Origin of the sequence: Streptococcus sp. 27098_8_66 (assembly GCF_041431945.1) — a bacterium.
GTDB lineage: Bacteria > Bacillota > Bacilli > Lactobacillales > Streptococcaceae > Streptococcus > Streptococcus dentalis.
In genome coordinates this window covers 1-19,471 of the sequence record NZ_JAPVYS010000009.1, presented here as the reverse complement: position 1 = coordinate 19,471, position 19,471 = coordinate 1, and the positions used below count along the sequence as shown (strand labels likewise).

Annotated in this window: 15 protein-coding genes; 13 read left to right on the top strand and 2 right to left on the bottom strand. The window is 46.2% G+C overall.

The genetic code is table 11. The features are described from left to right. Positions 1–3: 3 nt before the first annotated feature. The 3 genes from O3642_RS07235 to O3642_RS07225 all read left to right on the top strand — a co-directional run bounded on the left by O3642_RS07235 (position 4) and on the right by O3642_RS07225 (position 5,139). Positions 4–1,149, top strand: coding sequence for an FtsX-like permease family protein (locus O3642_RS07235; protein ID WP_070846042.1), 1,146 nt, complete (start codon positions 4–6; stop codon positions 1,147–1,149). Between the two features lie 386 nt (positions 1,150–1,535). Further along, on the top strand, positions 1,536–3,281 hold the full coding sequence (locus O3642_RS07230) for an ABC transporter ATP-binding protein (protein WP_371605685.1): 1,746 nt from the start codon (positions 1,536–1,538) through the stop codon (positions 3,279–3,281). Then, positions 3,271–5,139: an ABC transporter ATP-binding protein gene (locus O3642_RS07225; RefSeq protein ID WP_371605684.1), complete on the top strand. Its 1,869-nt coding sequence runs from the start codon at positions 3,271–3,273 to the stop codon at positions 5,137–5,139. Before O3642_RS07230 ends, O3642_RS07225 begins: the two co-directional genes overlap by 11 nt. Before the next feature lie 273 nt (positions 5,140–5,412). Here the strand turns inward: O3642_RS07225 and O3642_RS07220 are convergent, their stop codons facing one another. Further along, positions 5,413–5,895: a glutathione peroxidase gene (locus tag O3642_RS07220; protein WP_045760200.1), complete on the bottom strand. Its 483-nt coding sequence runs from the start codon at positions 5,893–5,895 to the stop codon at positions 5,413–5,415. Between the two features lie 159 nt (positions 5,896–6,054). On the opposite strand from O3642_RS07220, the gene rexB reads away from it, so the two are divergent. Genes rexB through O3642_RS07205 form a run of 3 tightly spaced genes read left to right on the top strand, consistent with a single transcriptional unit; the run spans position 6,055 to position 13,304 of the window. Continuing rightward, positions 6,055–9,321 (top strand): ATP-dependent nuclease subunit B, encoded by a 3,267-nt coding sequence (gene rexB, locus O3642_RS07215; RefSeq protein ID WP_371605683.1) that lies wholly within the window; start codon positions 6,055–6,057, stop codon positions 9,319–9,321. Beyond that, a complete protein-coding gene (addA, locus tag O3642_RS07210; protein ID WP_371605715.1) occupies positions 9,318–12,983 on the top strand; it encodes a helicase-exonuclease AddAB subunit AddA in 3,666 nt (1,221 codons plus the stop codon). Before rexB ends, addA begins: the two co-directional genes overlap by 4 nt. Before the next feature lie 3 nt (positions 12,984–12,986). Next, on the top strand, positions 12,987–13,304 hold the full coding sequence (locus O3642_RS07205; RefSeq protein ID WP_003011216.1) for a DUF4298 domain-containing protein: 318 nt from the start codon (positions 12,987–12,989) through the stop codon (positions 13,302–13,304). A gap of 358 nt (positions 13,305–13,662) precedes the next feature. Here O3642_RS07205 and O3642_RS07200 read toward each other — a convergent pair whose 3' ends face one another. Beyond that, a complete protein-coding gene (locus O3642_RS07200) occupies positions 13,663–13,833 on the bottom strand; it encodes a DUF3042 family protein (protein ID WP_003002781.1) in 171 nt (56 codons plus the stop codon). Positions 13,834–13,916: 83 nt separating this feature from the next. Here O3642_RS07200 and miaA point away from each other — a divergent pair, with 83 nt between their 5' ends. The 7 genes from miaA to O3642_RS07165 all read left to right on the top strand — a co-directional run. Next, entirely contained in the window at positions 13,917–14,804 is an 888-nt protein-coding gene (gene miaA / locus O3642_RS07195) for a tRNA (adenosine(37)-N6)-dimethylallyltransferase MiaA (RefSeq protein WP_371605682.1), read from the top strand. Further along, positions 14,797–16,044, top strand: coding sequence for a GTPase HflX (hflX, locus tag O3642_RS07190; protein ID WP_031576943.1), 1,248 nt, complete (start codon positions 14,797–14,799; stop codon positions 16,042–16,044). Before miaA ends, hflX begins: the two co-directional genes overlap by 8 nt. Continuing rightward, the gene (locus O3642_RS07185) at positions 16,028–16,657 is read left to right on the top strand and encodes a cystathionine beta-lyase (RefSeq protein ID WP_371605681.1); all 630 of its coding nucleotides are present in this window, start codon (positions 16,028–16,030) and stop codon (positions 16,655–16,657) included. The genes hflX and O3642_RS07185 overlap by 17 nt, the downstream gene beginning before the upstream one ends. A gap of 3 nt (positions 16,658–16,660) precedes the next feature. Further along, positions 16,661–17,590 (top strand): ribonuclease Z, encoded by a 930-nt coding sequence (gene rnz, locus O3642_RS07180; protein ID WP_371605680.1) that lies wholly within the window; start codon positions 16,661–16,663, stop codon positions 17,588–17,590. Between the two features lies 1 nt (position 17,591). Beyond that, positions 17,592–18,347, top strand: a complete 756-nt coding sequence (locus O3642_RS07175) for an SDR family oxidoreductase (RefSeq protein ID WP_320910569.1) — start codon at positions 17,592–17,594, stop codon at positions 18,345–18,347. Positions 18,348–18,357: 10 nt separating this feature from the next. Further along, a complete protein-coding gene (locus O3642_RS07170; protein ID WP_371605679.1) occupies positions 18,358–19,068 on the top strand; it encodes a methyltransferase domain-containing protein in 711 nt (236 codons plus the stop codon). 1 nt (position 19,069) lies between these two features. Beyond that, positions 19,070–19,471, top strand: a 402-nt coding sequence (locus O3642_RS07165; protein ID WP_371605678.1) for a GNAT family N-acetyltransferase, incomplete at its 3' end; no start/stop codon positions are given.

Sequence of the window (19,471 nt, the reverse complement as noted above, 5' to 3'; positions counted from 1 at the left end):
GACATGTTTTCAGTAAAAGATATTCGAAAATTAGTTGTCGTCAGTATCATTGGGGCTTGTGCGGTCTTTGTGGCCAATCTCTTCTTGAATTTTTACCTGGATATCGAGCAGTTGGAGATTTCTAAATCCAATCCGATGATTCAGACCTACTATGATGCCCAGGTTTCGCTATCTTGGATGGTGGCCATGGTCAGTGGGGTCGTCTTGTCCTTGACGTCGATCCTTCTCATGTGTTTTTATATCAAACAATTTGTTGATGACCACAAGGAACAATTAGGGATTTTAAAGGCTTTAGGCTATAGCAATAGCCAGTTGGCGAAACGATTTTGGGCTTTTGGACTCAGTTTTGGAGTTGGAGCACTTCTTGGCTATTTCGCTTCTTTTCTTATGATGGGTCATTTTTATGACTTTCGCAATGAGAAGGGGATTCTGCCAGACATTACCATTCATTTTCATTGGCAGCTCTTGGTCGCTTTGGTGATGCTGCCAACGACTTTCTTTATGGTCCTTGCGATTGGCTATGCTAGAAGACAACTACAAACGCCGGCCCTTCGCTTATTGAAAAAATCCCCAAGTCCAATCAAGGTCAAAAGGAGAAAAAGGGCTTCTAAGAAAGAGAAATCCTTCCTAAAAGAGCTGTCTTCGTCGCTGATTTGGGGGAGAAAATCGATCCTGTTTTTTGTGGTCTTTGGCTCTATGTGTTTCGCGTCCATGGTTCAATTGTCTTTTGGCCTAAGGGACTACACAGATGACATCATCCAAACGATGATGATTATGATTGGTTTGATCCTTTCTTTCTCAATCCTCTTTTTGTCATTGGGAATTGTCGTTTCAGAAAGTCGCGAAACCTTGGCTCTTATGAAGGCTTTTGGCTACACCGATCGTGAATGCCAAAGTCATATTCTCGCTCCTTATCGTTTCTGGGCTTATCTAGGATTTGCCCTTGGGACGGCTTATCAATACGGCATCATGGAAATCTTGATTGGTGTGATCAAAGATACGGTACCTGAAAAGATTGAGCACAACTTTGACTGGAATGTGTGCTTTTGGACTTTGCTCGGTTTTGCGGTGGTTTATGAAAGCCTCTTTTATCTATCCAACAGAAAACTCCAAAAACAAACCATCAAAGAAGTGCTCTTAGCTGAATAAATAGAAAAGAGAGTGGGACAGAAATTGGTAATTCGTTAGAATTCGATTTCGTCGTCCCACCTCCGCACAGTTGAGTAGGGCTGTAAAAGCTGATGAAATCAGCGTAGTAGAGCCCACTCAGCCACTGCGTCTTGCTCGACAATCCAAAAACAATTGAGAGGCTAGGACTTTTGTCCCAGCCTCTTTCGTACTAGATCAACAGAAAAACGGATGCTGTCTAAAAATCTTGCATTTTTTTGCAATTTAGGTTACAATGAAGACTATAAAAAACGCGTAATCCCTAGGGTCTTTCCCTCAGGGAATTTTGTGTGTTTTGACCAATTTTTCAGTGGAAAAAAGCTTTGCTTCTACCGCAGAAAAAAGTATGAAAAACTATGGAGGTAATAATGATTCGATCCTTAATTTCCGAGATCAAAGAATTCAAGAAGCCCTCGATTTTGGCTTCCTTGTTCATGGTCTTTGAAGTCATGTTTGAGATTTCGATTCCCTTTGTCATGGCGAGTCTTTTGGACCAAGGTGTTCAACAAAGAAACATGAACAATATTTTGTTTTACGGTGGGCTCATGCTGGTCTGTGCCTTTCTCTCCCTCTTTTGTGGGATGCAGTCTGCCCGTTATGGCGCCTATGCTTCAGCTGGTTTTGCCAAAAACCTTCGTCGGGCCATTTTCAAAAAGGTTCAAACCTTCTCATTTGAGAATATTGATCAGTTCTCATCAGGTGGGTTAGTCACTCGGATGATGACGGACGTGACCAATGTGCAAAATGCCTATCAAATGGTGATCCGGATCTGTGTACGGGCACCGCTCAATTTGATCTTTGCCATCGTGGCTTGTTTCATGATCAATGCGGAAATGGCCATGATCTTTGTCTATGTGACCATCTTTTTGGCAGCTGTCTTAAGCATTATCATGAAGATTGTGTATCCGCTCTTCACAGAAGTATTTGAAGCTTATGACAATCTCAACAACAGCATTCAAGAAAACATCACTAATATGCGGGTAGTGAAGTCTTACGTTAAGGAAGCGGATGAAACGGTTAAATTCCAAAAAGCTTCGCGTTTGATTTATAACATGTTTATGAAGGCTATCCGTGTCGTTGTCTTGAGTAGCCCAGCTATGATGCTTTCCATGTATGCTTCCTTCCTTTTGATCTCTTGGATTGGGGCACATCTGATCGTTGGTGGCCAACTGTCTACTGGGAATTTGACCTCTATGTTTAGCTACACCATGACCATTCTCATGTCGCTCATGATGTTTATGATGATCTTTGTCATGTTGTCGATTTCCATGGCCTCTGTCGAGCGGATCAATGAAGTCTTGACGACCAAAGCGACCATTGTCTCTCCAGAAAATGGGGTCAAAGAAGTTGCAGATGGATCGATCAACTTTGAGAATGTTTCATTTGCCTATACCGATGAAAATGGCGACAAGACCCATGTCTTGCAAGGCATTAATCTTTCCATTCGTTCAGGGGAAGTCATTGGCATCTTGGGAGGAACAGGATCAGGGAAATCGAGCCTAGTACAGTTGATTCCTCGTCTCTATGATGTTGAGTCTGGTCGGGTGACCGTAGCGGGCCACGATGTGAAAGAATACGACCTTGATTCCCTTCGTAAGCAAGTGGCGATGGTTCTTCAAACAAATGTCCTCTTCTCTGGTACGATTAAAGAGAATATGCGCTGGGGAAATAAAGATGCGACAGATGAAGAGATCATCGAAGCATGTAAGATCGCACAAGCCGATGAATTTATTCAAGATTTCAAAGAGGGTTATGACACCATGATTGAGCGTGGGGGATCCAACGTCTCCGGTGGACAGCGCCAACGTCTCTGTATTGCGCGTGCCCTTCTTATGAATCCGAAGATCTTGATCTTGGATGATTCGACTTCAGCGGTCGATACCAAGACAGATAGTTTGATCCGTCAAGGGTTGGCCACCAGCTTGAAAGAGACTACCAAAATCATCATTGGTCAACGGATTTCCTCTATTCAAGATGCAGATCGTATCATCGTGATGAATGATGGTCAGATTGATGCCATCGGTCGTCACGAGGAATTGCTTGCGACCAATGCCATCTACCAAGAAGTATATGAAATGCAAACACAAGGGAAAGGAGAAGCAGATGAAAACTAAGAAAAAAGCAAATCTAGGCTCAATCCTTCGCCTGCTCGACTTCCTTTGGAAAAACTACAAGTTGTCCTTGATTATCTCCTCTATTTTGATCGTTCTATCGTCTCTTGCGACGGTCAATGTGACAGCTTCGATTCAGTCCTTGGTCGACGTCTATGTGGAGCCCATGCTTTCGTCCAACAGCCATGATTTTGGACCGCTCTTGTCCTTCTTGACACGGGTTGGTTTGATCTGTTTGATCGGGGTACTTGCTAACTATGGCTTTACCTTGATTATGGCGACGGTTTCTCAAGACTCGCTTAGAAGTCTGCGAAATCAGTTGTTTGCCCGTATGCAAAAACTGCCAGTTCGTTACTTTGATAGCCACCAACACGGGGACATCATGTCTATCTATACCAATGATATTGATGCCCTTCGCCAAGCGATTGAACAATCTATTCCTCAACTCTTATCCTCAGCGATTACCATCCTTGGGGTAACGATTACCATGCTGACTGTTAGTCCGCTGCTGTTCTTGATTGTCCTCGTCATGGTCTTGATCATGACGATGGTTATCAAGAATGTCTCTAGCAAGTCAGGTCGTTACTTTGGGGCCCAACAAAAGAACTTGGGGATTGAAAACGGCTTTATTGAAGAAATGATGTCTGGTCAAAAAGTGGTCAAGGCCTTTGTGCATGAAAGAGAAAGCATTGAAGATTTTGATCGGATCAATGACCAACTCTTTGAATCCTCTTACCAAGCCAACCGCTATGCCAATGTCCTCATGCCAATTCTTGGGAACTTGGGAAATGTTTCCTTTGTTCTAACAGCCTTGATCGGGGGACTCTTTGCGCTAAACGGCGTCGGTGGTTTAACCATTGGTGGTCTCATGGCCTTCTTGCAATTGAACCGTTCCTTCACAGGTCCCATTGCCCAGGTTTCTCAACAATTGAACTTTGTCCTCATGGCCTTGGCTGGTGGAGATCGTGTCTTTGATCTTTTGGACGAAGAAGAAGAAGTCGACCAAGGAAAAGTGACGCTGGTCAATTATGAACTGGTCGATGGAGAAATGGTCGAAACTGATCAGAAAACCAACAAATGGGCTTGGAAACACCCACGTCCAAATGGAGATTACCAGCTTGTGAAGATGGTCGGAAATGTGGTCTTTGATGATGTTGATTTCTCTTATGATGGGAAGAAACAAATCCTTCATGGCATCAACTTGTACGCGGATAAGGGGCAAAAAGTGGCCTTTGTCGGAGCGACTGGTGCAGGAAAGACAACTATCACCAACTTGATCAACCGCTTCTATGACATCCAGTCAGGAATGATCACTTATGATGGGATCGATATTAAATTGATTGAGAAAGATTCTCTGCGTCGTTCCCTCGGAATCGTTCTTCAAGATACCCACTTATTTACTGGTACGATTGCGGAAAACATCGCATACGGACGTGCTGATGCAACACGGGAAGAAATCCTTGAAGCGGCTCGGATTGCCAATGTGGATTCCTTTGTCAAGCACTTGGATCAAGGCTATGAGACAGTCTTGACAGATGATGGGGCTGGCCTATCTAATGGTCAACGACAATTGATCGCCATTGCCCGTGCAGCCCTAGCCAATGCGCCTGTTTTGATTCTGGACGAAGCGACGTCTTCTATTGACTCACGGACAGAGAAGATGGTGCAAGAAGGGATGGACCGCTTGATGGAAGGCCGGACAGTCTTTGTCATTGCCCACCGTCTATCGACAATTGTCAATTCCGATGTGATCATGGTGATGGACCACGGACGTATCATCGAGCGAGGCAACCATGCTTCCTTGATGGTAGAACGTGGCACCTATTACCGCTTGTACACCGGTGGACTTGAAATTGATTAAAGAAAAAAAGCTTGAGCATTAGCTCAGGCTTTTTTGGCTTATGGATAATGACTTCTTAGAAACTTTCCTTAGGTGAGTACGGACGTTAGGTGAAATTATCCAGTGGATGATTTCAGCAATCCAGGAAGTTCCATGACTTAGTTTTGGACCCAAGGTTCCAAAACTCCCTAGTTATAGAAACATGATTGTTTCTATAACTTTTCTCACAGCGGAAAGTCTCGAAAATAAATAGTCATTCATCAAAAATCCTGACTACACTTTCAGGCTTTTTGCTTATTTCTCAAGTAAGTCTTGGATCAAGTCTTCCATGGCAGCTGGCTCTGTTTTGGAGGAGAAGCGTTGGGCAACTTGGCCTTGTCGGTCGATGACAAATTTTGAGAAGTTCCATTCGATGCGTTTGCCCAGTGGTCCAGCTGCTTGACTTTTGAGCCAGTCATAGAGAGGAAGGGCTTCTTTACCATTGACCTTGGCTTTGGCGAATCGTGGGAAGGTGGTCTGGTAGTTGAGGCTGCAGAAGCTATTGATTTCTTCTGCAGTTCCTGGTGCCTGCCCCATGAATTGGTTACAGGGAATGTCTAGGATTTCCAGCCCCTTTTCCTGGTAGCGCAGGTAGAGATCTTGCAGTCCTTGGTATTGCGGGGTCAAGCCACAGCCTGTTGCTGTATTGACCACGATGAGGACCTTACCTTGGTAGTGAGAAAGGGGGATCTCCTCCCCATTCTGGTTTTCTAAAGAAAAATCATAAATGCTGGTCATAGGTGGTATCCTTTCTGTCTCTTCAACTTTTATTGTAGCACAAATCTCCTAAAATGGGGCCAAGAGGAGCATGACTTCTTGCTTTAGTCCCTCCTGTGAAAATGATATAATAAGAAGATAACAAGCTCTCAAGAAAATGCCAAAAGGAGAACGGATCGGATGAAATTACTCTATACGGATGTTCGGACCCCCTTGACCCAGGTCCTGACACAAGAAGCCGTAGGGTTAGTAGAACAGGGCAAGCGTGTGTTTTACATTGCGCCCAACTCTCTTTCCTTTGAAAAAGAAGCCAAGGTTTTGTCCTATTTAGAAGGTCAGGCTTCTTTTGCCATTACCGTCACGCGCTTTGCCCAAATGGCCCGTTATTTCATCCTGAACCAGGTCTTTGAGGAGCAACCCTTGGATGATATCGGTCTCGGCATGCTATTTTTTAAAGCTCTGTCCCAGATGAAGGAGCAGGATCTTAAAGTTTACGGGGCCCTGCGCAAGGATCCTCAGTTTATCCATCAACTGGTCCAGCTCTATCATGAATTGCAGACAGCCCAGATGGATTTTACCGATTTGGAGTTGCTCGAGGAAGCTGAAAAAAGAGAGGACCTCTTGGCGATTTTTGAAGCGGTCTCTGAGATGCTGGTCAAGCATCAGTATGAATCCCAGTCCAAGATGGCCTTTTTCCTCAATCAGGTCGAAGAAGGGCAGCTGGAAGAGCAATTACAGGATGTGGCGATCGTCGTCGATGGCTTCACGCGTTTTTCTGCAGAAGAAGAGGCTTTGATTGGTCTCCTTCACCGAAAAGGAGTGGAGATTGTCATCGGAGTCTATGCCAGTGAAAAAGCCTACCGGGCAAGCTTTAGAGAGGGAAATCTTTACCAAGCCAGTGTTGACTTTCTCCTCCAGCTGGCAAAGACTTTCCAAGTTCAGCCTCAGTATTGTGGGCAAGCGATCGAAGATTCCTTTAGTCGCATGACGCGTATGTTAGAAGCGCGCTACGATTTTTCACAAGTGGAAAATGAGCTGGAGGACCAAGATCGAACCGCTGTCCAACTCTGGCAAACCAATACGCAAAAAGAAGAGTTGGAATTTGTTGCCAAATCCATCCGTCAGCGTCTTCATGATGGGGCCCGCTATCGGGATATTCGGGTCTTGTTAGGCGATGTGGAAGCTTATCAACTGCAACTCAAGACCATTTTTGACCAGTATCAGATTCCCTTTTACTTGGGACGAAGTGAGGCCATGGTCCACCATCCCTTGATTCAGGTCATTGAATCGCTAGGGCGGATCAAGCAGTTCAATTACCAGACAGAAGACGTCATCAATCTGTTAAAAACGGGTCTGTATAGTGATCTGACGCAAGCAGAAGTCGATGCTTTTGAGCAATACCTTCGCTTTGCGGAAGTAAAGGGTGCTACAAAATTTCACAAGCCTTTTACTAGCAATCGTCAGGGCAAGTTCAATCTAGAGGAGCTCAATGCCCTCCGGGAACGCGTCGTAGAACCTTTAGCTCCTTTCTTTTCACAGCGCAAACAAAAGGTGAACCGTCTCTTAACGGCCTTTACAGAGTTTCTGCAAGAGGCTCAGCTTTCTCAGAATCTACAAGCTTTGATCAAGGATCTAGCTTTGGAAGAGCAGGAGCGCTATGACCAGGTCTGGAAGACCTTCCTCCACGTCTTAGAAGAATTGAGTCTGGTTTTTGAGGACCAAGAACTGACAGTGGATGACTTTTCAGCTCTTGTCTTATCCGGCATGCAATTGTCACAATACCGGACAGTTCCTGCTACAGTCGATGTAGTGACCGTTCAGTCCTATGACTTGATTGAACCCTTGACAGCCCCTTATGTCTACGCGATCGGGCTGACCCAGGAACGTTTTCCAAAGATCGCGCAGAACACCTCGCTTCTCAGTGAAGAAGAACGACAACAGCTCAATGAGGCCACCCAAGAAGGAGCAGAGCTCCAGGTGGTGACCAGCGAAAATCTTAAGAAAAATCGCTTTGTGGCGGTTTCGCTACTCAATGCAGCGACCGAACAACTGGTCCTATCGGCCCCTAGCTTGGTCAATGAAACGGAAGATAGTGTCTCTCCTTACCTTCTAGAATTGGCCAAGGAGCCTATTGCCATCGAGTGGACGACCAAACAAGCGCAAGCTTCGAGTGATGACATCGGGACCTACCGAGCCCTCTTAGCGCGCGTGATCGAACTCCATCAAGAGGAGATCACGAGTGAGCTGTCTGCTGAAGAAGCCAGCTTTTGGGGTGTGGCCGTACGGGTCTTGCGCAAGAAATTAGCCGCTGAAGGCATCCAGATTCCTCAAATTTCAACGGAATTAAAGAGCCGTCAGCTTCAGTCGGATACGCTTCAAGCACTCTATCCAGAGGGCAAAGCCTTGACCTTATCCGCTTCTGCCTTGAATGAATACTACAAGCACCAGTATGCTTTTTATCTGCGCTATGTCTTGGGCTTACAAGAGGATGAAACCATCCGGCCAGATGCTCGCAGTCATGGGAATTTCTTGCACCGGATCTTTGAAAGAGTTTTAAAAGACAGCTCCGATCAAGCCTTTGATCGGCGTTTAAACGAGGCGATTCGAGAAACCAGCCAAGAAGCAGAGTTCCAGCAATTGTATGGAGAAAGTGGAGAGACCGAGTTTATTCGCAACTTGCTTCTTGATACCGCGAAAACAACGGGGCGTGTCCTCGCCCAGCAAAATGGCATCGAGACCATCGGTGAGGAGACCCTCTTTGGTGGAAGCACCCACACCTCTTATCCATTGTCCGATGGCCGTCTCCTGCAGCTACGAGGCAAGGTGGACCGTATTGATCAATTGAGGGATCGGGGAGCCCTCGGAGTCGTGGACTACAAGTCCAGTCTGACGCAGTTCCACTATGACAAGTTCTTTAATGGACTAAATTCTCAATTGCCGACCTATCTTTCTGCGATTCAGGATTTGAAGGAGTACCAAGAAGAGCAAGGGATATTCGGAGCCATGTATTTGGAAATGGGAGATCCTGTAGTGGATCTGAAAAAGACCAAGACAGTAGAGGATGCCATCAATCAAACCATGAAAAGTCAACAGTACAAGGGGCTCTTTATGGAAGATCAGGCGCCTTATCTGGACGAGGCCTATGATAAAAACAAGGCTATGATGCTGAGTAAGGAAGAACTGGACTTGCTCCTCTTGTACAACGCTTATCTTTATAAAACAGCAGCAGAAGGGATTCTCAAGGGGCAATTTGCCATCAATCCCTATAGTGAAAATGGGCGCAATATCGCACCATTCGTGGAGCAGTTTAAATCCATCACAGGATTTGAAGCAGATCGTCACCTAGGTCAGGCACGGTTCTTGACCAAACTAGACCAAAAAGGAATACGCGGTGAAAAGGTGAAAGCCGCTTGGATCGAGAAGATGAAGGAGGTCTTGAACAAATGATCAAACAAGCATTTTTGACAAGAGAAGAAATCAAGGCCCTTCAGGCCCAAGAGGCAGCTTCTACCAAAGAGCAAAAGCGGACACCAGAACAGATTGATGCCATCTATAGTTCGGGGACCAATATCCTGGTGTCAGCCTCTGCTGGATCAGGAAAGACCTTTGTCATGGTGCAGCGGATACTGGATCAGATCCAGCGTGGCATCTCGATTAAGGAGCTCTTTATCTCGACCTTTACGGTCAAGGCAGCAGGGGAACTCAAGGAGCGTTTGGAAAGTGAACTTGGGAAAGCCCTGCAAGCGAGCGATGACCCAGAGCTCAAGCAACACCTGGCCCGTCAAATCGCAGATGTCGCCACCAGCGATATTGGAACCATGGACTCTTTTACCCAAAAGGTCCTAACGCGCTATGGCTATTTGCTTGGGTTGGCGCCTCAGTTTCGCATTTTACAAAACGCCAGTGAGCAACGCCTCTTACAAAGTGAAGTTTTTCAAGCTGTTTTTGACCGCTATTACCAGGGGGAAAACCAAGAAGCCTTTGTGCAGATGGTCAAGAATTTCACCGGCCAGCGCAAAAATTTGACCTTGTTTAAAGAACAGGTCTACCAGATCTATGATTTTCTTCAGTCGACCAGTGATCCGGAGAAATGGCTGGAAGAGCATTTCCTAAAAGGCTATGAGGAGACTGATTTTGACCAGGTTGAAGGCGATCTGATGGAGAACATCCAGCAGGCCCTTTATGAGGCAGAAAGCTTTTTTGCCTTTCATTTGTCCAATGAGGGCCAAGCATTTGGTAAGGCCAAATATTTGGAAGCAGTAGAAGAGGTGCTCGATCAGATTGGAAGCCTGACAGGTCGCACCAATAAAGAGCAACTGACTTCTGTCCTAAAGGCGGTCGTGGCGATTAGCAGGGCTTCAAATGGGGGAGCCTTGACCAACAGGGCCCGAAAAGAAGAACTGAAAGACTTAGTTACGGCTTATAACCAGGATAAAACCATACATATCAATCGCCTCAGAGACTTGGAAAATCAGCTCTATCAGCTGGAATTTCAACAAACCTTCCACCAAGAAGAAGGCCCCATGCTCTCCGTGCTGCGGGACTTTATTAGAGACTTTGCTCGCACTTACTTGGAGCGAAAAATCCAAGAAAAAGCTTATGAATTTGGGGATATCAGTCATTTTGCCATTCAAATTTTAGAGCAATTCCCAGAGGTGAGACAAGCCTATCAAGAGCGTTATCATGAGGTCATGGTCGATGAGTATCAGGATACCAACCACACCCAAGAGCGGATGTTGGACTTGCTGTCAAATAGCCACAATCGCTTCATGGTGGGGGATATCAAGCAATCGATTTATCGCTTCCGTCAGGCAGATCCACAGATTTTCAATGATAAATTTAAAGCCTACCAAGAAGAAGGGGCGAAAGGGCGGTTGATCCTGCTCAAGGAAAATTTCCGGAGTCATGTGGAGGTATTGGACGCGACCAATGATGTCTTTCGCCATTTGATGGACGAAGAGGTAGGAGAGATTGACTACAATCAAACCCACTATCTAGTCGCAGGTAGTGACAAGCAGAGGATGGCCTTGCCACAACATCGGGCAGAATTTTTGCTCTATGATGGCTCCCAAGATCAGGAAGAAAAAGCCGAAGACGAAGAAGCTCCCCTTGGAGTCGAGACGATTTCCAAGGGAGAAATTCTCCTGGTCATCAAAGAAATTTTACGTCTCCATCGGGTGGAAAAAGTGCCCTTTAAAGAGATCACGCTCTTGACGGCGACTCGAACGCGAAATGATGCTATTCTGGAAGCTTTTGACCAATACCATATTCCGATTGTGGCAGACAGCGGACAAGCGCATTATCTTGAGTCACTGGAAGTGATGGTCATGTTGGATACCTTGCGGACCATTAACAATCCCTTGCATGATTATCCCTTAGTCGCCCTTATGAAATCCCCCATGTTTGACTTTGATGAAGATGAATTGGCACGGATTTCCTTGCAGACACTTCCAGAGCAAAAGCAACTGCCCTTCTACCACAAGGTCCAGTTAGCCCTTGAAAAGACTGCAGAGCATGCAAATCTGATTGATGCCAAGCTCTCAGTTAAAATCGAGAACTTCCTCAAGGTTTTATCTATTTGGCGCGCTGCTGCTAAGACTTCTTCGCTCTATGATTTGCTTTGGAAAATTTATGAGGATCGCTATTACTATGACTATGTCGGCGCCCTTCCAAATGGGGCCCAGCGCCAGGCCAATCTCTACGCTTTGACGCTTCGGGCCAATGATTATGAAAAAGCCAGCTTTAAGGGCTTGTCGCGCTTCATTGCCATGATCGACAAGGTGATCGAAAATGAACACGATTTGGCCAGCGTCCCTCTTGCAGCACCAAAAGATGCCGTCCAGCTCATGACCGTCCATAAGAGTAAGGGGCTGGAATTCAAGTATGTCTTTATCCTCAATATGGACAAGGCCTTTAACCGTAAGGATCAATCGGGACCAATTATTCTCAGTCGTCAAAAAGGGATTGGCTTTAAATATGTTGCGAACCTGCCGGTTGAGACAGAGAATCCTGCTGCTCCAGAAACCATTCGCCTGCAGATCGAAACGCCTTGCTACCAACGCAATGTGGAAGAAACAAAATTGGCTACAATTTCTGAGCAGATGCGTCTTCTATATGTTGCGATGACACGGGCTGAGCTCAAGCTCTATCTAGTCGGAAAAGGCCGTGAGGACAAACTGCGCGATACTGATTGGGGGACCAGTCGCAATGGAAAATTGGATCCGGAAAAACGAAAAGAATGGACCTCTTATCAGGACTGGCTCTTTGCTATTCAAGATGTATTTACCAAGAATACCCTAGCCTATGACACGCGTTTTGTGACAGATGAAGACCTGACACCAGACCAGCTGGAACCGCTAGAGAAGGAGAAGGATTCCCGCCTGGATCAGCTCAAGGATATCCGTCAGTCAGAGGATATTCGTCGGGCCTTGGATATCTTAGAAAATGTTGATCGGCTCAATCAGCTCTATGCTCCGGCCATTCATTTACCAAGTGTTCGTACTCCAAGTCAGATCAAGAAATTCTACGAGCCGGTCATGGATGCCAATGGCGTCCAGATTATGGATGCAAAGACTGTGACGCCTGAGTTTGAGCTGCCAACTTTTGGTCAAGAAAAAGCCGTGACAGGAGCCCAGGTCGGTAGTGCTGTCCATGAACTCATGCAGCGCGTGCCTCTTGAAGAAGAAATCACGCTAGATACACTGCGTCAAGCCTTGGAGCAAGTTCAAGCAGAGCCAGCGGTCAAAGCCCGTATCAAGCTAGAGGCCATCCTTGCTTTCTATGAGACGCCTTTGGGGGTCTTGCTTCAAAAAGAGGCCTCTCGAGTCCGCCGCGAAGCTCCCTTTGCCATGCTGAAGAAAGATCCAGCCAGTGGTGAGGACTTCGTCGTGCGGGGGATCTTGGATGGTTACGTGGTGCTAGAAGACCGGATCCTGCTTTTTGATTACAAGACGGATCACTACAAGGTCCCTAGTCAATTGGTCGAACGCTACCGGGATCAGCTCGATCTCTATGCAGAAGCTCTTCGTCGTTCTTATGGACAAGAGCAAGTAGAAAAATACCTCGTGCTTCTAGGTGGCCCCCATCTAGAAGTGGTGAAAGTGGAGTAAATCATGGCAATTGCACAGGAAAACATCGAACGGATCCAAAGAATGGAAGGTTATTTGAATGACTATGCCAAGACTTTGGAAGAAACCAAAAAAGCAGTGGAACAGCTAAAAGAGCATCAAGAAAGCTATATCCAACTGCGCGATTATTATAGTAGTCAGACCTATTTTGATGACTTGGACCTATCCAATCAAGCTGACTTTCCAGCAGATCTTCCTTGTGGTGTCTTGTCCGAAGATGCTGTCTATGATTTGTTAGACGAGCATTTTCAGATGGGAGTGGAACTCTTGGAGATCGCAACGAAGATGATCAAAGAACGGTGAAATTTCAATCTAAAAGCTCCGGGAAACCGGAGCTTTTAGATTGAAGACTAACGTCATCATAGAAACTTTCCTTAGGTGAGTACGGACGTCAGCGAACTTCGAAGAAGTTCCATGACTTAGTTTTGAACCTAAAGTTTCAAAACTCCCGAGTGCTAGAAACAAAAGTGTTTCTAGCACTTTTCTCACGGCGGAAAGTTTCAGTATATGTTTGAATCAAACATAATATATATCATTCTAATTTTTTTAGCATTACTTGTGTTAGCATATCGTGTCAAATCCTACCAGTAAAAGAAAATTTTCCAAAATGGACTTTTGCTTCAGCAAAAAAAGCTCCGGTTGCCCGGAGCTTTTTGAATGATTAGTGTGAGACACGGCGACGTGCTGCTTTTTTGCGGTTTTCTTCGATGAAAGCTGCTTTTTGTTCTTCTGGTTCGATTACTTTTTTCTTGAATGTGTAAACTGCACCTGCGACAGCAGCAACTGTACCAGCAACACCAGTAACAAAACCTTTACCAAATCCTTTAGCCATGAGAATTTCTCCTTTTCTGAACTTTAAATATTTATGTTATAATATATGGTAACGAAAAAACGTGAATTTTGCAAGGAAAAACGATGAAAACCAAGATAATTGTGATTGTGGGACCGACTGCTGTTGGAAAGACAGCTCTTGCGATCGATTTGGCTCAAGCCTTCAATGGTGAAATTATCAGTGGCGATAGTCAACAAGTCTATCGCAAGCTAGATATTGGAACAGCCAAGGCGACAACAGAAGAGCAAGCTGCAGCTCCCCATCATTTGATCGATGTGCGGGAGGTGACCGAGTCTTACTCGGCTTTTGATTTTGTAAGAGAAGCCAAGACTGCCATTGAAGATATCACAGCTCGAGGAAAGCTTCCTATCATTGCAGGTGGGACAGGCCTTTACATCCAAAGTCTGCTCGAAGGTTATCATCTAGGTGGTGAAGTTCCTCATGAAGAGATTCTGGCCTATCGTGCTCAATTGGACTTGTTGTCGGACGAAGACTTGTACCAAAGGGTAGCGGAGCAAGGACTTGTGATTCCTCAGATCAATCGCCGTCGGTCCATGCGAGCTCTTGAAATTGCGTATTTTGGGCAGGACCTCGCAAACGAAGAGACCGATTATGAACCCTATCTCATCTGTCTAGATGATGAACGGTCCTTGATCTATGAGCGCATCAATCGCCGAGTAGATCGTATGCTAGAGGAAGGCTTGCTGGATGAAGCCCGTTGGCTCTATGATAACCATCCGGAGGCTCAGGCGGCTAAAGGCATTGGGTACAAGGAACTCTTTCCTTACTTTAAGGGAGAGCAGAGCCTTGAGGAAGCCAGTGAGATCCTCAAGCGCAATACGCGGCGCTTTGCCAAACGGCAGCTGACCTGGTTTCGAAATCGAATGGAAGTGACCTTTTACGCCATTTCTGCCCCCCACTTCAAGGAGCAGGTTCTTGCAGATGTAAAGGAGTTTTTACAGCATGATTGAAACAGAAAAAAAACAAGAACGCATCCTTTTGGTCGGTGTGGAACTTCAAGGCATGGACAATTTTGACATGTCTATGGAGGAGTTGGCGAGCCTGGCTAAAACAGCCGGTGGAGATGTTCGGGGCTCCTACACACAAAAGCGGGAGAAATACGATACCAAGACCTTTGTCGGCTCAGGAAAACTAGAAGAAATCGCGCAAATGGTCGAAGCAGATGAGATTACGACCGTAGTGGTCAATAATCGCCTGACCCCCCGTCAAAATGTCAACTTAGAAGAAATCCTTGGGGTCAAGGTCATTGACCGGATGCAGTTGATTTTAGATATCTTTGCCATGCGGGCTAGAAGTCATGAAGGGAAGTTGCAGGTGCACTTGGCCCAGCTCAAATACCTCTTGCCACGTCTTGTCGGTCAAGGGATCATGCTCAGCCGTCAAGCTGGGGGAATTGGTTCTCGTGGTCCAGGGGAAAGTCAGTTGGAGTTGAACCGCCGGAGCGTTCGCAACCAAATTACCGATATCGAGCGCCAGCTCAAGGCAGTTGAAAAGAACCGGGAAACCCTTCGTGAAAAACGCTTGGAATCACCTGTCTTCAAGATTGGTTTGATCGGCTATACCAATGCAGGAAAGTCGACCATTATGAATCAGCTGACCAGTAAGAGCCAGTATGAAGCCGATGAACTCTTTGCGACCTTGGACGCCACAACCAAGAGCATCCATCTAACAGGCAATCTGCAAGTGACGCTGACCGATACGGTTGGCTTTATCCAAGATCTACCAACAGAGCTGGTATCGAGCTTTAAGTCGACCTTGGAAGAAAGTAAGAATGTGGACCTCCTGGTCCATGTCATCGATGCGTCTGATCCTAATCATGAAGAGCATGAAAAGACGGTGCTTTCGATCATGAAGGACCTGGATATGCTGGAGATCCCTCGTTTGACTCTTTACAACAAAGCAGATAAGGTAGCAGACTTTACACCAACTCAGACACCTTTTAGCTTGATTTCAGCACGCTCTGAGACAGCCCGTGAAGATCTCCAGGCTTTGCTTCTAGAAAAACTAAGAGAACTCTTTGTTCCCTTTACCATTCGAGTTCCTTTTTCAAAATCTTATCGGACACATGACCTAGAGACGGTCGCGATCATTGACCAGCGAGAATTTGAAGAGGATGTCGAGGTCATTCAAGGCTATATTGCAGAGAAAAATAAGTGGAAGTTGGAAGAATTTTATGACGGATTACGTTGATTTAGCAATAAAATATGGAGGTTATACCAGCCTGGATCGGGTCTATCTGACCAATCTTTTAAGCACGATCCCTGAGGAATTGCGTCTCCGTGTGATTACGCCTCCCCCAAGTGTGATCAACGCCTATTTTGCTGAGCTCTACCAAAAGAAGAGCCCCAAGGAGGCCATGGATTATTTCTTGGACCTGAGCCGGGCATTTGACTTATTCACAGTTCAGCAAACCTTTGATGAACGAAAGCCTTTTATCCGCCTCAATTTATCAGGTAAGTCTTATGGCTTGGCTTACGTAAATGAAGAGCTAGCCTGTGTCTTTGCTGAACATCCAACAGAGGCTATCACCCCTGCTATTTTATTCGAAATTGCAGAGATCTTTCCACATTGTTTGGTCTTTGAAAAAGATGGCAAGATCTGCTTGCAAGAGGCTGAACCAGAAGGGGTCACTAAAACAGAAGCCCTCTCAGCCCTAACTGACTTGATGACCTTGGAAGATGGACGCTTGAAACTGTCAGGATATAACCAAGAAGAGCTCCTCGAGTTAGCGCAAGCCTACCCTGGCGACCTTTCTTTCCGTTCAGAGAACCGGACGGCCATGATTTATATAGATAGAAAGTAGACAATGGACATTCAATTTTTAGGAACGGGAGCTGGGCAACCCTCAAAAGCCCGTAATGTATCGAGCCTAGCGCTCAAATTGCTGGACGAGATCAATGAAGTCTGGCTCTTTGATTGTGGCGAAGCGACACAGAATCAAATTTTAGAAACGGCCATTCGTCCGCGAAAGGTTAGCAAGATCTTTATCACTCACCTACACGGAGACCATATTTTTGGTTTGCCAGGTTTCCTATCTAGTCGGGCCTTTCAGGCCAATGAAGAGCAGACGGATCTGGATATCTATGGACCAGTAGGGATCAAATCCTTTGTGATGACTAGTCTTCGCGTATCAGGCTCTCGCCTGCCTTACCGCATTCATTTTCATGAATTCGATGAGCATTCTCTGGGCAAGATTTTAGAAACTGATAAATTCACAGTTTATGCGGAAGCTTTGGACCACACCATTTTTTGCGTGGGTTATCGGATCATGCAGAATGACCTCGAAGGAACACTGGATGCGGACAAGCTCAAGGCAGCGGGCGTTCCATTTGGTCCGCTCTTTGGTCAGGTCAAAAATGGACAAGATGTCACCCTGGAAGATGGGACTAAGATCATTGCAGCGGATTATATTTCAGCCCCTCGGCCTGGTAAGATTATCACGATCCTCGGAGATACCAGAAAGACTGATGCTAGCGTCCGCCTTGGAGTCAATGCGGATGTCCTCGTCCATGAGTCTACCTATGGCAAGGGCGATGAGAAGATTGCTAAGAAACACGGCCACTCGACCAATATGCAGGCGGCAGAAGTGGCGCGTGAAGCTGGAGCCAAGCGCCTTCTTTTGAACCACATCAGTGCTCGCTTCTTATCAAAAGACATCAGCCAATTGCGCAAGGATGCATCCAGCATTTTTGAAAATGTCTATGTCGTCAAAGATTTGGAAGAAGTGGAGATCTAAGATGCGAACCATTCTCATAACAGGAGCAAGTGGAGGCTTGGCCCAAGAAATGGTCAAGCTCCTCCCTGAAGATCGGCTGATTCTCCTAGGTAGAAATCAAGAAAAACTGGAACAACTCTATGCCAGTCATCCTCAAGCTGAATGCATCGGGATTGATATCACTGATTCCTCAGCCGTCCAAGATTTGGTAGAAGAGCTCTATCAGCGCTACGGGCAGATTGATATCTTGGTCAACAATGCAGGCTATGGGATTTTTGAGGCCTTTGATCGCATTTCTGACCAGCAGGTGCAGGAAATGTTTGAGGTCAATACCTTTGCCCTCATGCAGTTTTCACGCTTGATGGGTGCGCACATGAAGGCAGCAGGAAAGGGGCACATCGTCAACATCGTCAGCATGGCGGGTCTCGTCGCAACTGCCAAATCCAGCCTTTATTCGGCCACCAAGTTTGCGGCCATTGGTTTCTCCAATGCCCTGCGCTTGGAACTCATGCCCTTTGGTGTCCATGTGACGACGGTCAATCCAGGCCCCATTCGGACCACTTTCTTTGATCAGGCAGACCCAGACGGAAGCTATGTCAAGGCTGTGGATCGCTACATTTTGGAACCAGACTTTGTGGCTAAGAAGATCGTGAAAAGCTTTGGAAAACCAAAACGTGAGCTCAATCTGCCTTGGCTCTTGAACCTGACCCACAAGCTCTATACCCTTTTCCCACGCATCTCGGACAAGCTAGCCAGCAAGATGTTTAACTTCAAATAGGAGGAGATAGATGGCCGCAAATATTCAAGCCTATTTAGAAAACCTCCAGCAACCCTGGGGACAGATCTATTATGATATCCTTTTTGCTCAATTACAGGACATCAAGGGGAAGCGGGTGCTTGATTTCGGGAGTGGTTTTGGCCTTGTAGCCAACCACCTGGCACAAGACAATGAGGTCCTTGCTGTGGAACCTAATGAGGAAATGGTGGCTTTGCGGGCCCAGGACCATCCCTACCAGCAATTCGTCGGAAGTCTGGACCAGTTAGCAAGTCTTGAAGATGCTAGCTTTGATGTCATTCTCTGCCACAATGTCTTGGAGTATGTAGAGGATCGCAAGGTGATTCTAAAGGAATTCACTCGTCTCTTGAAACCAGGAGGCCTGCTCTCTATCGTCAAGCACAATGAGGTTGGCCGCGTTCTGCAGACCGTCGTTTTTGAAAATGATCCTCAGAAGGCGCTTGATCTCTTAGCAGGTCAGGACTTGGAAACTCACTTCATGGGCTTGGCTCAGGCCTATGATCTAGATAGAGCAGTAGAAGATCTAGCCCTCGAAGTTCAGGACTACCAAGGGATCCGAGTCTTTTATGCATTGCAGGACAACCGCTTCAAGGGCCAAGAAGGCTGGCGAGAGTCTATGCTTGAGATGGAGCTAGCTGTTTGCCAAGAGTCCCCTTACCGGGATATCGCCTTCTTCCAGCACTATAGGTTAAAAAGGAGTTAAGATGTTAGATTATAAAAAAGAAATTCCAGCGATGACAGACCTACTCGCACTCTACGGCTCGGTTGGTTGGACCAATTATACCAACAACCCATCTATGCTGGAACAAGCTGTCAAAGCCAGTCTCTGGCAGTTAGCCGTCTATGATGAGGACGAGCTCGTCGCCTACATTCGCTTGGTAGGAGATGGCCACTCTGTCCTTTTGGTACAGGACCTCTTGGTGAGACCAGATCACCAGCGTCAAGGTATCGGAAGGAAACTCTTAACAGAGGCTTTAGCGACCTTTCCAAATGTCTATCAACGGCTCCTTGCCACTGAACGTAGCGAAAAAAATCTAGCCTTTTACCAGTCTCTCGGCTTTGTCGAACTTTCAGAGCAAGCCTGTACAGGGATGATTTATATGAAA

Bases quoted from the DNA above. Each gene is read 5' to 3' on its own strand.
- O3642_RS07235 (WP_070846042.1), top strand. From the start codon at position 4: ATGTTTTCAGTAAAAGATATTCGAAAATTAGTTGTCGTCAGTATCATT.
- O3642_RS07230 (WP_371605685.1), top strand. From the start codon at position 1,536: ATGATTCGATCCTTAATTTCCGAGATCAAAGAATTCAAGAAGCCCTCG.
- O3642_RS07225 (WP_371605684.1), top strand. From the start codon at position 3,271: ATGAAAACTAAGAAAAAAGCAAATCTAGGCTCAATCCTTCGCCTGCTC.
- O3642_RS07220 (WP_045760200.1), bottom strand. From the start codon at position 5,895: ATGACCAGCATTTATGATTTTTCTTTAGAAAACCAGAATGGGGAGGAG.
- rexB (WP_371605683.1), top strand. From the start codon at position 6,055: ATGAAATTACTCTATACGGATGTTCGGACCCCCTTGACCCAGGTCCTG.
- addA (WP_371605715.1), top strand. From the start codon at position 9,318: ATGATCAAACAAGCATTTTTGACAAGAGAAGAAATCAAGGCCCTTCAG.
- O3642_RS07205 (WP_003011216.1), top strand. From the start codon at position 12,987: ATGGCAATTGCACAGGAAAACATCGAACGGATCCAAAGAATGGAAGGT.
- O3642_RS07200 (WP_003002781.1), bottom strand. From the start codon at position 13,833: ATGGCTAAAGGATTTGGTAAAGGTTTTGTTACTGGTGTTGCTGGTACA.
- miaA (WP_371605682.1), top strand. From the start codon at position 13,917: ATGAAAACCAAGATAATTGTGATTGTGGGACCGACTGCTGTTGGAAAG.
- hflX (WP_031576943.1), top strand. From the start codon at position 14,797: ATGATTGAAACAGAAAAAAAACAAGAACGCATCCTTTTGGTCGGTGTG.
- O3642_RS07185 (WP_371605681.1), top strand. From the start codon at position 16,028: ATGACGGATTACGTTGATTTAGCAATAAAATATGGAGGTTATACCAGC.
- rnz (WP_371605680.1), top strand. From the start codon at position 16,661: ATGGACATTCAATTTTTAGGAACGGGAGCTGGGCAACCCTCAAAAGCC.
- O3642_RS07175 (WP_320910569.1), top strand. From the start codon at position 17,592: ATGCGAACCATTCTCATAACAGGAGCAAGTGGAGGCTTGGCCCAAGAA.
- O3642_RS07170 (WP_371605679.1), top strand. From the start codon at position 18,358: ATGGCCGCAAATATTCAAGCCTATTTAGAAAACCTCCAGCAACCCTGG.